15 protein-coding genes are annotated in these 11,339 nt (G+C 39.7%); 1 reads left to right on the forward strand and 14 read right to left on the reverse strand.

What is annotated here, in order from left to right:
- Positions 1-23 precede the first annotated feature (23 nt).
- On the reverse strand, positions 24-2,087 hold the full coding sequence (gene topB / locus FAI40_08270; protein ID QCE35793.1) for a DNA topoisomerase III: 2,064 nt from the start codon (positions 2,085-2,087) through the stop codon (positions 24-26).
- A gap of 200 nt (positions 2,088-2,287) precedes the next feature.
- Between topB and ssb the strand changes: the two genes are divergently transcribed.
- Positions 2,288-2,719, forward strand: coding sequence for a single-stranded DNA-binding protein (ssb, locus tag FAI40_08275; protein ID QCE35323.1), 432 nt, complete (start codon positions 2,288-2,290; stop codon positions 2,717-2,719).
- A 95-nt stretch (positions 2,720-2,814) separates the two neighbouring features.
- On the opposite strand, the gene FAI40_08280 is transcribed toward ssb, so the two are convergent.
- The 13 genes from FAI40_08280 to trbG all read right to left on the reverse strand — a co-directional run bounded on the left by FAI40_08280 (position 2,815) and on the right by trbG (position 11,332).
- Positions 2,815-3,342, reverse strand: coding sequence for a hypothetical protein (locus FAI40_08280; protein ID QCE35324.1), 528 nt, complete (start codon positions 3,340-3,342; stop codon positions 2,815-2,817).
- Positions 3,326-3,607: a type II toxin-antitoxin system YafQ family toxin gene (locus FAI40_08285; protein QCE35325.1), complete on the reverse strand. Its 282-nt coding sequence runs from the start codon at positions 3,605-3,607 to the stop codon at positions 3,326-3,328. The genes FAI40_08280 and FAI40_08285 overlap by 17 nt, the downstream gene beginning before the upstream one ends.
- 5 nt (positions 3,608-3,612) lie before the next feature.
- Complete coding sequence (locus FAI40_08290) at positions 3,613-3,870, reverse strand: type II toxin-antitoxin system RelB/DinJ family antitoxin (protein ID QCE35326.1); 258 nt, start codon at positions 3,868-3,870, stop codon at positions 3,613-3,615.
- A gap of 53 nt (positions 3,871-3,923) precedes the next feature.
- Positions 3,924-4,475 carry a conjugative transfer signal peptidase TraF gene (traF, locus tag FAI40_08295; GenBank protein ID QCE35327.1) on the reverse strand — a complete coding sequence of 184 codons (552 nt, stop codon included), beginning with the start codon at positions 4,473-4,475 and terminating at the stop codon, positions 3,924-3,926.
- 44 nt (positions 4,476-4,519) lie between these two features.
- Positions 4,520-5,680 (reverse strand): P-type conjugative transfer protein TrbL, encoded by a 1,161-nt coding sequence (gene trbL, locus FAI40_08300; GenBank protein QCE35328.1) that lies wholly within the window; start codon positions 5,678-5,680, stop codon positions 4,520-4,522.
- Between the two features lie 41 nt (positions 5,681-5,721).
- Complete coding sequence (locus FAI40_08305) at positions 5,722-6,045, reverse strand: hypothetical protein (protein QCE35329.1); 324 nt, start codon at positions 6,043-6,045, stop codon at positions 5,722-5,724.
- Between the two features lie 33 nt (positions 6,046-6,078).
- A complete protein-coding gene (locus tag FAI40_08310) occupies positions 6,079-6,888 on the reverse strand; it encodes a hypothetical protein (GenBank protein ID QCE35330.1) in 810 nt (269 codons plus the stop codon).
- A 6-nt stretch (positions 6,889-6,894) separates the two neighbouring features.
- Complete coding sequence (locus FAI40_08315) at positions 6,895-7,074, reverse strand: hypothetical protein (GenBank protein QCE35331.1); 180 nt, start codon at positions 7,072-7,074, stop codon at positions 6,895-6,897.
- Positions 7,075-7,300: 226 nt separating this feature from the next.
- Entirely contained in the window at positions 7,301-7,687 is a 387-nt protein-coding gene (locus tag FAI40_08320; protein QCE35332.1) for a DUF86 domain-containing protein, read from the reverse strand.
- Entirely contained in the window at positions 7,668-7,958 is a 291-nt protein-coding gene (locus FAI40_08325; GenBank protein ID QCE35333.1) for a nucleotidyltransferase, read from the reverse strand. Before FAI40_08325 ends, FAI40_08320 begins: the two co-directional genes overlap by 20 nt.
- Before the next feature lie 79 nt (positions 7,959-8,037).
- Positions 8,038-9,414: a hypothetical protein gene (locus FAI40_08330; protein QCE35334.1), complete on the reverse strand. Its 1,377-nt coding sequence runs from the start codon at positions 9,412-9,414 to the stop codon at positions 8,038-8,040.
- On the reverse strand, positions 9,411-9,911 hold the full coding sequence (locus FAI40_08335) for a hypothetical protein (GenBank protein QCE35335.1): 501 nt from the start codon (positions 9,909-9,911) through the stop codon (positions 9,411-9,413). The genes FAI40_08330 and FAI40_08335 overlap by 4 nt, the downstream gene beginning before the upstream one ends.
- Positions 9,911-11,332 carry a P-type conjugative transfer protein TrbG gene (gene trbG / locus FAI40_08340; protein ID QCE35336.1) on the reverse strand — a complete coding sequence of 474 codons (1,422 nt, stop codon included), beginning with the start codon at positions 11,330-11,332 and terminating at the stop codon, positions 9,911-9,913. The genes FAI40_08335 and trbG overlap by 1 nt, the downstream gene beginning before the upstream one ends.
- Between the last annotated feature and the right edge of the window lie 7 nt (positions 11,333-11,339).

Consider the following 11,339-nt stretch of genomic DNA (forward strand, 5'->3'; position numbering starts at 1 on the left):
GAGTTGTTATGAACAACTTTATTTTATGCTTTTTTCTTAGGCGCAACAGGCTTCCCTTTCTCATCAAAAAAAGTTTCTTTGCAGGTTGGGTAATTGGTGCATCCCCACCAATAAGTGCCCTTTTTGTTTTTGCTGGCGCGGCGGCTCAAAGGAGATCGGCATTTAGGGCATTTATATTTTGAAGAGATTTTCCCCGTTATTTTTGGGCTAGGGGCTGTTATGTGAAGGTTGATTTTGGGATCTTTTAAACGTGCCACTTCGAGAGTGACTTCTTTAGAAGACAGCGTAATAAAAGCTTCTTCTGTCATAGAACCATCTTCGATTTGTTTTAAAAATCGTTCAAAAACGGCGGTCATAACAGGGCTTTTTATTTTTGGATTTAAGCAATCAATTAACTCTTGGCCGAGTTTTGTACTCAGAAGATTTTTGCCTTTCTCTTCAATATATTCTTTCTTTTTAAGTTCAGAGAGAATGGAAGCTCGTGTTGCAGGCGTACCAATGCCTTCTCCATCTTTGAGAATTTTCTGTTGTTTTGGATCATCAATGAATTTGTGGACGTTAATCATTGCTGAGATGACTGTGCCTTCTGTAAAAGGACGAGGAGGCTTGGTTTGAAGGGATTTTTTCTCGGATTTTTGGCAAAGGATAGGATCGTTTTGGGCGACTTTAGGTAAGGTTTGCTCTTTGTCTTCTTCGCCTTCTTTAGAGTTTTCTTCTTTTTCGGTACTTAAAATTTCAGTCCAACCTTTAGAGGTAATGGTTTTCCCTTGTGCTGTGAACTTCTCTTCCGAGATTGAAATATCAATCTTGGTATTTTGGAATGTTTGGGCAGAAAAAAACTGCGCTAGGTAAGTACGGCAGATAAGATCATAAATTTTAATCTCTTTGTCGGATAATTGAGAAAGATCTCCAATTTTCTTTGTTGGTATAATCCCATGATGAGCGGTTATTTTTTTATCGTTCCAAACCTTTGATTTTAAAGCCGTATTGGCTTTTGCAATTAGGCTGCTTAAAGCTGGATAGTTTTTGGAAAGGCTAGAAAGGACTTCTGGCGCTTCTTTAAATTGATCTTCTGGAAGGTAACCACAGTCACTTCTGGGATATGAAGTAAGCTTGTGTATTTCATAAAGTGATTGGCAGATATTCAGGACTTCTTCTGAAGAAAAGCCATATTTGGCATTGGCTTTGATTTGAAGTGAACCAAGGTCAAGGCAAAGGGGTGGCTCTAATTTGCCTGCTTTTTCTTCAAAAGACGTTATTTCTCCTGTTTTGTTTTGAATTTTAGCAAGCAAGGCATCAGCAATTTTTTCATCTAATAGTCTATTTTCTTCATCTAAGCCGTTTTGTTCTTCTGTTGGTTTCCAACTTGCTATGAATGAGCCGTTTTTGTGGTTTATTTCAGCAATGATACGAAAGTAATTTTTTGGCCTGAAATTTTTAATTTGTTTGTCTCTCGTGACAATTAAATTAAGAACAGCGCTTTGCACTCGGCCAACAGAAAGCAAGACAGGTGCGCCAGTGCGTTTAGAGGCTAATGTATAAGCTCTTGAAAGATTCATACCGTAGAGCCAATCTGCTTTGCTTCTGGCTCGAGCTGCGAGGCCAAATTTCTCAAAGGCTTTATTGGGTTTTAAGGCAGAGAGGGCTTTTTGAACGGAGGCTTCGTCTTGAGCAGAAGCCCAATAGCGCAATGTTTCTCCTTTGAAATGGAAATAATCAAGAACTTCATCAATAAGAAGTTGGCCTTCTCGGTCAGGATCACCTGCATTGATAACAACAGAAGCTTGTTTCAAAAGGGACTGGATCACTTTGACTTGATCTTTTGTCTCTTTCTTAACTTCTAAAAGCCATTTTTCTGGAATGATTGGGAGATCTTCTTCTCGCCAGAGCTTTTTGCCTGATTTTGTTTTGGGAATATCATCCGATGTGTAAGCATCAGGTTCTGCCTGTTCTAGAACATGCCCGACACACCATGTTACCAAATCACCATTCTTACAAGTGATAAAACCTTTGTCTCTTTTAACAATGCCGAGACTTTCAGAAATGGCTTTAGCAACAGAAGGTTTCTCAGCAATAAAAAGGCGTATCATTCTTATAACCTTACTTTTTAAGATAATAATATAGTTTTAAAATATTAAGCTTATAAGTCAATATTTTTTATTTTTAAAAGTAAAAAATAGATTGAGGCAATGATAAAAAAGATGCAAATTTAGAGTTGGAAGCAAATTCTAAAATGCCCTGGCTCCATTCGGAAGTCAGAGCGCTTTTTTCATCAAGAGGAGAAGATATGGCAGGTTTAAACAAAGCACAGATTTTAGGAAAATTAGGATCAGATCCAGAAGTCCGTATGACTCAAACGGGCAAGAAAGTTGTCAATTTTAATTTAGCAACTTCTGATAAATGGACGGATAAAGAAACAGGCGAGAGAAAAGAACGCACAGAATGGCACTCTATTGTGATCTTCAATGAAAAGCTTGGAGCGATTGCGGAGAAATATCTTAAAAAGGGCAACTCTGTTTTTGTTGAGGGAAAGCTTCGTAAAAACAAATGGACAGATGACAAAGGCATTGAGCGTTTTAATACAGAAATTGTTTTAGATGCTTTTAGCGGCGAGCTTATTCTGGTTTCCGGGAATGCTAAAAGAGGAAAAACTGAGAGTGAAGGGGAAGAAGAGTCTTCCTCTGAATCTAATGTTCTAGATCCTGATGATTTCAGGTGAAGGTTAAGAACAGTGAAAAATCAATTCATTGGAATGATAACCTATAAAGAGAAAGCCCTCTAAAAAGAGGGCTTTCTTTATTTGAAGAGGTCAGATCACTTTTTAGAAGAGGCTTGTCTTTCTGCTTTTGTGAGTATTGTAGATATTTTTTCGTCAAGTTGTTTTAGTGTGCAAAAACGACCTTCTCGCATATTTCTAATGCCAGCTTCTACATCTTTTCGGAGATGAATATCTTCGGCCGTTTTTAAGCTTTTAAGAGCTTTAGAAGATTTTGCTAAATTTATTCGGCTCATTGCACGAGTTACAAGCTTTAAGGCATGAAGGGTCGCTTTGAAATCTTCAGAGTCGCCATCATTGAGTTGAGCGGTTTCTTGGAGGAAGCCTTTAATATCCTCTTCATTCTCCAAAAATTTTTCTATTTTTAACTCTGTAAATTTTGTCATTTTTTTTGAAAAGGAAAATGTTGTGACATTCCCAGCTTCCATGTCGGCTTTTGCTAATAGAGATTCTTTTATAAAAGACATTGGTAAATCTGGGTTTTCTTCAGCTATTTTTCCCAGGCGGTAGTAATTGTACCTCTTATTTTTTAGTGTATTTTTAAAAAAGTTAAGTAAAAAGCTCATCGTGCGTTCCTAAGCGGATAAGCCTTAGTTTTTCACCGTCAATCCAGTAAATAAGAAGCCAGTCTGGATCAATATGTAGCTCCCTAAAGCCGATCCATTTGCCTTTTAGATCGTGATCTCGGTAAGATCGAGGAAGCTTGATTCCTTTTGCTAAGAGATTAACGGTCGTTTTGAACTTAGATAAGTTTCTTTGATCGTATTTTGCCTTTTTTAAATCAGCTAAAATCTCATTAGATGGAACAACCGTAAGAAGGTATTCTCCCATAAAAGTTAAATTCCAACAGATTTAAAGAAGTTGTCAGGTGAGTTGTACTCAGTACCTTCTCCTCGCTGAGCACTTTCCATGGCTCGTTGCGTCGTCGGGTTAGGAATTTTTACTTCAAAAGGGACTTTTCCCTCTTTGGCAACTCGATTAACAGTCATACGAACAAGATCAGAAATGTTTAGGCCAATATTTTCTAAAGTGGCAGTCGCTTGTGCCTTTATTTCAGAATCAACACGTACGCGAATTTCAGAAGTTAATGCCATAATAAAAATCCTTTTTAATCACTCCTACATTGTAGCTACAATATTAAATGAAATTAATAAAAAATCCAAACGGGTTTCATAACAGAAATGACATCTGAAAGCGGTAAAAGGCCGAAATATCTGGCGTCGTAAGAGGCTGGATTTTCTCCCATGAGCAGAACTTCATTCTCTTTGAGTTGATAGTCTTTAATGAAAAAATGATCGAATGAATGATAGTAAAGATCTTCTGAAAGAGGAACGCTATTAGGATAATATTTGCCGTTAATTGTTAGCCCTTTTTCTGTTATTGAGATCGTGTCGCCAGGCATAGCAGCGACTTTTTTTAGCAAGAAGCGCATCTGGTTAGGGCAAGATCCAACCTTGATATATCCATACCTATGAGCAGTGAGAAAAGGTTCTCTGTTGGGAGGGCAGATTTCGACATAGCTTCCCTTCGTAATTGAGGCGCTGATACGCTGATAGAAACCTGTTGGGACGCTTGGAGTATTGTTGTAATGTATTCCAAGAAGCCAGGCAGTCATGAGCAAAGCCACTAATATTCCAGAGCAGATAAGGCTAAGTTTTAAAAGAAACTGGATTAGATATTTTCTTTTTTCGTGTTTCATTAGTGGATATCAGTCACTGATAATAGGTTTGTCCGTTTTTCTTTTTATTTCTTAAAGGGAGGCGGTGGCGCTGGTGGTTGCAAGGCCGTTACTGCAGGCTGTTGTCCCGTAGAGCTTTCACTAGAGGAAGATGTGTTAGGTTTGACTTTTGCGCCATCAATGCCAGAGGCACTTCCTCCTTCATTGCCTGCGCTTTTGGCAAGCATTTCGGCAGCTTGAACAGCAGCCCCTTGAGGAGTGGCAGCTTTTGAGACTTTTGCTGCGGTTTCTGCGACACCTTTAACGGTTTGAGCCATGTTTCCAAAGTTAGAATGGCTCGTGAAACTCGCTCCGACCATCCCTGAAATAACTTCAGGAAGTTTGTTGGACATCATGTACATGACAAGAGCAAGAAGGAGGACTTCTACGCTTGTATGGATCGTAAATTCATGTTGTCCATCTACGTATGTCCTAAGGACGCCAACACACGCATCGACAACAACAAATAATGTAAAAATTCTTACGCCGTAGCTAATTGCTGATTTGAAATAATTGATAATCATTTCTTGGGTCCAGACTGCAACGCCAAGGCTCAAGAGGACGGCGCCCCCATAGACCATCATCCAAGCTTTTATCATCGCCATCATGACTGTGATTGAAACGAGAGCGCAGAGGATTAAAAAAGCCAATCCCATCCCCCAAAGAGAGAGACTTTCAAAAACTTGCCATGAATGAAAACTTTTTAAACCATCAGCGATTGTTTCGTAAAATTTCAAGCCTATTTCCAAAACACTAGAAGGTTGGAGAGCTCTAGATGAAGAGCCCAGTGTTATGATTCCAGCCATTTGTTCAAAGGTATGAATAATAGACATTCCAATGCTGACACCATTCCGAATAAGAAACATAAAAAATCCCATCGTGAGGGAAAATTTGAAAATTTCCTGAACGAATTCTTCCATAGTGCTTTGTTTTAAAGCCATAGGAAAAAAGCGAATGACTAAGCAAATAGGAATGAGGCTATAAAAAATATGCTCTGCAAAACTTTCCATTTTGTTTTGAAAGCCGTTTGCACCGCCTAAAACATCTTTGAAGCGGTTAACAATATCATCGGGAATATGTGCAGGATTTACTTGAATTGCAAAGCTGTGATGTGGATATAGCAACACACAAGCGCAGGTAATTGCCAAAAATAGGAATGTAAAAGGTTTGTGTATTGCTGTGTGCATTCTGAACCTACTAGGCCATGTTTAGAGAGGATGTTGATTTTTTAAAAGTTTGGATCATCAGGATTACCTAAGCTTTGCCCTTTGTAATTTGCTATGGCGTCTCTTTTTTCTTTTGAAATACTGAGGAGCTCATTTCGCGAAGTAGGGACTTTTGCTTCAACTTTGGGATGTTTTCTATCATATTCGTCGATGTCTGCATTGGTAACTTTGCTACAAATTGGATCTTTAGCAAATCTATAAAACTCTTCAGGGTGGGCATCCATTTTTTCAATGCATGCTGCTTTTTGTTCTTCCTCTGACTTGCCGCAGGCTGTTAGAGAAAATGAGAGAGGTGCAATTAGACCTAAGAGTAATAGTTTTTTCATGATTTTTCTTTTCGGTTAGAGTGAATCAGAAGTTCAAAAATTTGGATCATTAGGATTGCCCAAGCTCTGACCTTCATAGGATTGGATAGCTTGCCTTTCGCTATCAGGAAGACTTAGAAGGGCATTTCTTGAAGCTACTGCTTGCGCTTCTTCATCGGCGCGTTTTGCTCTTTCATTGGCTTCTGCTGTGAAGTTTGCAAGTAACATTTGCTGTTCTTGCTGGTTCTGCGCCGCAATGTGAGAGAGGTACATATTAGTCATTTCTTGAGACTGTAATCTACCCTTAACGCCGCTATTTTGAAGATTTAATTTATTGATTGTTTGTGTTTGGGCATCAAGGTTTTTAACTTGCTGCGCATTCGTAAGAATGGCTGCTTGATTTGTTTTGTTGATGGAATCTGAAAGTTTCTTTTTGGCATTCCAAAGTGTATCGGCATCGCAATCTAAAGAGAGTTGGTAGCAAGGTGATCCTGCATAGAAACCTGTTGTTGCAAATTGATCTACAAATCCTTGAGCGCCGCCGTAGTCTTTGTAATATTGATACTGGTTTTGGATGCTTTGCATCTCTGACATCACGTTTTCTACATTGTCCCAAATATAGCCAGCAGGTGCTAAGGTATTTGTCACCATGTTTTGGAGTTGCTGTTCCATATTTGAGAGCTGTTGGGCTTCATTTGCCAATTCTCTTACGCCTTGAGCAACGCGAGAATTTCCAAGCTGAGCAAGTGTTGGATCTAGTGTAATGATTCCTTGTGCTTTTGCGAGATGCGGTACGAGGAAAGAAAGGCCTAACAAGGCAGCTGCTAAAGAAAAATTCTTAAAGGAAGAGTTTACGTTTTTCATAAAGCCTCAAAAGCCCAGATACATCAAGCCAAAGCTAAAAGTGAAACTAAGGACAACAGTTAGAATAAAAATCCATCCCATGTGTGGAGAGATTTTTCGTTGTTTGTCATAAGCGGCAAAAAGCAAAGAAAGAGGGGAAGGAAGACCTTCCTGAAGAATCTTATTGTTTTCTTTGAAGTCTTTCATTCTATTTTCTCTTTAAATATAGATACTAAGCGTTCCAGCTTTATGATTTTCTGTAAAGCAGTGGCACAAATAGGACTCTTTTCACCGATCTACATCTTTCTAAGTAGAAAACTTCCTTTAAATATAAAACATTACCTTTAAAAGTAAAATATATTTTTGTATTTCAAGACATAAAAAAAGCTTTCAAGATGAAAGCTTTTGAAAAATAGATGATCTTTTCAGTAAATCATTTTACTTGAATTTTTAACTGCTCTTTAAGTTGTTCTAAAAGAGGCGGAATATTCTTTTTTGTAATATGCCAGATATCGATCAGATTTAAATCGTCGTATCCATGTGAAATTTGATTGCGTAACCCACGAATTTCTCTCCAGGGAATATCAGAATTTGCTTCTATAAACTCGGGAAACTTGCGAGAAATTTTTGAAGCGTTTTCTCCTACAATTTGCAAACTCATGGCAACAGCTTTTTGACAATAGTGATCTCTCAGATAGTCAGCTTGTGTCTTATCATTCAGAAAAAGAATTGCATCTTGAGCATGAGAAATCATTCTATCAAGAAAAATTGTAAGGCCTTGGTTCTTATTGATCATAGAGTTAAATTGGCTTTGCGTCATGAAAGATAGAAGCGTGTTTGTCTTGTGTTAGACGGTTAGAGCGTACAATATCTACTCTTACGCCTGTGATATCTTCTAAAGCAGCATATAGTCCGCACATCTTAAATGGATCAATTTCTGTGGACTCGTCTACTAATAAATCTATATCGCTTTCATCATCATCTTCGCCCCTAGCAACAGATCCAAATACACGGGGATTTTGTAGACCATATTGGTTAAGCTGCTGAATAATTTCTGCTTTATGTCGTTTCAATTTTTCAGAAGCTTTCATGGAAAAATTCCTTAGTTTGAAGTAGTTCTACTTGGTAGAATATCTCTTTTTTAAAGATTTTTGAATGTAATATTACATTTTAATTTTTGTAAAAATTTTCAAATTGAAGATCTTTATTCACAATGACGTTCAGGATGAAGCCAGGGCGAATAATAAGGGTAGGGGAAGCGGTAATGTCTCTTTGGAAAGGCATGGCTAAGGATGATCCCGTTTGAGAAAAAACTTGTTGTGCAGCCATACCGCCACCTGATTGCAAATTGCTCATCATGCCATTTGAGCCTGTACCAGACATGCTAAGAACACTTCCCATTGCACTTGGCGCTTCCAAAATGGAACTAAAAATCGCTGCTGTAAAAAGGCGTCCCCAATGGTTATTGACTTGATCTTTAAGGCCATTGATTCCTGAGAAGTCCGCTCCTTGCATGCCGCCAATATCCATAGAAGCTCCGTCAGGGAAAATCAGACGCTCCCATAAGACTGCAACACGTTTTGAACCATAGGCTGGCGCAGATTGATAGGAACCAATGAGTTTTGAGCCTTGAGGAATAAGGAGATATTTCCCTGTGGCAGAATCATAGACGTTCTGAGAAACAAGCGCTTGCGTTTGTCCTGGTTGATCTGAGTTTAAGCCAACATTCAAAATTGCAGGAATGACAAAGCCTGATCTGATTGTATAAGGTGTTTGCAGGGCTAATTTTTTTGTTTCCAGATTCCAGCGTTTTTCCCGTTCTTTATCAGAAAGTGCAGGCTTTTCCTCAGGATCAAAGGTCGGCATATCCGCATTCACAGAGGACGCATTCGGCGTATTTTGTCTTTGTTGTGTGTCAGGTGGTGTCGCAAGGCTAATAGCAGAGCTGCTTTGTGTTGCTGCTTGCAGCATTTGCATTTTTTGTTGTGCAATTTGTTCGCGGAGCTGTTCGTCTCGAATATCACCATCAGGAGGTGGTGGAGGTGCAAGAGAGGCCTGTCCTGGAACAATATGCAGCGGTGGAGCTGAGGGTGCAGAAGGCTCGCTTGCCTCTACAATGCCGTCATTGCCTTCACTAATCGGTGCTTCGGCAGGTTTTTCAATCACACCATCTTGTAAATGTTTTAAACGGGCATCTCTTGCGGCATCTGAGTTATCTCCTTTAAGCGCAGCTTCTTCTTCTGGAGAAACAGATTGGGAATTATTATCAAAGTAAAAAAGGCTAGAGACCGCAATGACGGCAATGCCAATGGCAATAGCCAGCGGCCTTCTATTAGGGCGTTCGGTATTGGGTCTTGCCATCCCTCCTGTATCAATTTTGTTAGTTGTCTCTGAAGTGTTGAGAGCAACTTGAGGATTTAATAGAGGATCAATTTCTTGTTGATCTTTAGGGAGATCCTTTGTGTCTTGCGCTGTATTTTGCGTTTCTGTTTCATTGTTGTCTTTTTTGGAGGTGAGCAAATATTTCAGTTTTTGAAAGAAATTCATAAGACAGCTTCTTTCTCTTTCTGTGGATAGTTTAATTTTGTCCAACTTCCTAAAGGCATGAAGCCTGGTGGATTGTCTAAATTTTGGTACGCCCGTGTATATCTCTCTGTGCCAGATCCAGAGAGAAGCTGAAGACGCCAATAATTTTCTCCGATACCGTCTAAGAGATAAGAGAGATGAAGGATCGTCTGCGGTGCTGATGTTTTTGGTGTTTGGGCTTGTTTTTCGCTTTTTTCTTCGATGGCATAGCCTCTCATTCTGAGATCTGCAATCAACGCTTCTCCAAAAGGATCGTTTGTCGATTGCGTGATGATGATTTTTGTGAAGGCCGGAAGATAAAGGTCTTGAAGTTCTAGGCCGGCATCTCTTGCTATGGCTTTTTGAAAGGAAGCAGGGGCATGGTGAGGATTTAAACCCTTTATCACGCCAACAGAGGATTCACAGGCGGTGAGAGAAGTTAAAGCCAGCAGCAAAAGGAGCTGTTTGTGCCGAAACATTAGCAAACTCCCTTCTTGATTGTGATTTTTTGTTGTCTTTTGCCAACTCCCATCATGAGCTGCGCTTTATCGAAAAGCTGATCGACAATGAATTTATGATTTTGGAAGCGGCTATTTACTAAGCCAGGCGTCTTGGAGAAAGGAGAAGAAACCAAGAGTATTGGAATTTCTGTTTCTTGGATCGCATCCGAAAGTTGGATAATGGTTTTATGTCCATCATTATACACTCTCTCAGGTGTCCAATGGTATTTTTTCCCTTTAATGCAGTAATGGAAATTAAGATTCCCGAGATATTCTCCTGTTTCAGGGAGTGTGTTTTCTGTTTTTTCTTTTATTTCTGCGGCTTTTTCTTTTTCGAGTTTTGCTTGAAGAATAGCCTGTGCCTCTTCGGGATAAGAAAAGGTCACATAAGGATAATAATGCATGAGATCTGATTTAAGATGGAGATGATAAATACGGCGATCTGTTGCAACGACAAGGCTGGACTGTAAACCATTTTCAAGAGGCTTAATGATTAAATGTTGTGTTGCGGTTTCTCCTGTTCCCGTGCTTGCAGGATCAAGTTTCCAGCGTGTTGCATCGCCAACATTAACATTTAAAATTTTCTCACCTTCCTGAAACTGCACATCTGTTACTTGAAGGACAGCGGCTAAGATACTTGGCATTTGCGTCCCGAACACAAACTCTGTGGCACCATTCTTGCCAGAAGTGGGTTTGACACTATTGCGTGTATTCCAGCTTTTTTGGTTTTTTAAGGCGGTTAATTCATCCTCATTGAGGAGAGGATTATCGGCAGGACTAAAGAATTTATGGTCGCTTTCTTGCGTTGAAGGATAGGCAATTTTGCCTTGAATGACCTGGCCAAGTTTTTGGATAACATCATTCTGTTTGAGGAGAATTTTATCCTGGCGTGTCAGCTGTTCCTCGGTTTGTTGAAGTTTTACCTTTAATTCATCAGGGGTAAGGTCTTTCTCTTTAGATTTAGGCGTGTTTTGGTTTTCTGGCGTAGGATGATTGTCATCGGCCGTTGTTTCTGCATTTGAGGAAGTGTTGGCAGATTTATTATTATCAGTGACTGATAATTTTTTGGAAGGTTCATTTTTAGGCGCAGGAGCTGGTGGTAGAGGGGCAATCGTAGGTTGGGGGGCTGGAACGGGATCGGCTGGAGGCTCTGGCAACACTGTTTTTTGTTTTGCCTCTTCCTCGGCTCTTTTTCGGTAAATTTCGGCTTTAACGGCCTCGACTTTCGCCATATAAGCCTGCTCTTCTGCTGGTGAAGGGGGAACATTATCTTCTGGTGGGTTGGCTGGGATCGTAGACGCTAAGGGAGGTGGTGGAGGTGCAGCCTGCTCTTGAGCAAAAGCGCTTCCTGTTAGAAGAAAAAGGCTAGAAAGCGCTGAGGACAGAAGAAGTTTTTTCATAAGATAA

It is taken from the genome of Acetobacteraceae bacterium, from assembly GCA_004843345.1.
In the GTDB taxonomy this organism is placed as follows: Bacteria; Pseudomonadota; Alphaproteobacteria; order Acetobacterales; family Acetobacteraceae.

Excerpts from the sequence above, each read along its gene's own strand:
- ssb (QCE35323.1), top strand. The coding sequence starts at position 2,288 with ATGGCAGGTTTAAACAAAGCACAGATTTTAGGAAAATTAGGATCAGAT.
- FAI40_08280 (QCE35324.1), bottom strand. The coding sequence starts at position 3,342 with ATGAGCTTTTTACTTAACTTTTTTAAAAATACACTAAAAAATAAGAGG.
- FAI40_08285 (QCE35325.1), bottom strand. The coding sequence starts at position 3,607 with ATGGGAGAATACCTTCTTACGGTTGTTCCATCTAATGAGATTTTAGCT.
- FAI40_08290 (QCE35326.1), bottom strand. The coding sequence starts at position 3,870 with ATGGCATTAACTTCTGAAATTCGCGTACGTGTTGATTCTGAAATAAAG.
- traF (QCE35327.1), bottom strand. The coding sequence starts at position 4,475 with ATGAAACACGAAAAAAGAAAATATCTAATCCAGTTTCTTTTAAAACTT.
- trbL (QCE35328.1), bottom strand. The coding sequence starts at position 5,680 with ATGCACACAGCAATACACAAACCTTTTACATTCCTATTTTTGGCAATT.
- FAI40_08305 (QCE35329.1), bottom strand. The coding sequence starts at position 6,045 with ATGAAAAAACTATTACTCTTAGGTCTAATTGCACCTCTCTCATTTTCT.
- FAI40_08310 (QCE35330.1), bottom strand. The coding sequence starts at position 6,888 with ATGAAAAACGTAAACTCTTCCTTTAAGAATTTTTCTTTAGCAGCTGCC.
- FAI40_08315 (QCE35331.1), bottom strand. The coding sequence starts at position 7,074 with ATGAAAGACTTCAAAGAAAACAATAAGATTCTTCAGGAAGGTCTTCCT.
- FAI40_08320 (QCE35332.1), bottom strand. The coding sequence starts at position 7,687 with ATGACGCAAAGCCAATTTAACTCTATGATCAATAAGAACCAAGGCCTT.
- FAI40_08325 (QCE35333.1), bottom strand. The coding sequence starts at position 7,958 with ATGAAAGCTTCTGAAAAATTGAAACGACATAAAGCAGAAATTATTCAG.
- FAI40_08330 (QCE35334.1), bottom strand. The coding sequence starts at position 9,414 with ATGAATTTCTTTCAAAAACTGAAATATTTGCTCACCTCCAAAAAAGAC.
- FAI40_08335 (QCE35335.1), bottom strand. The coding sequence starts at position 9,911 with ATGTTTCGGCACAAACAGCTCCTTTTGCTGCTGGCTTTAACTTCTCTC.
- trbG (QCE35336.1), bottom strand. The coding sequence starts at position 11,332 with ATGAAAAAACTTCTTCTGTCCTCAGCGCTTTCTAGCCTTTTTCTTCTA.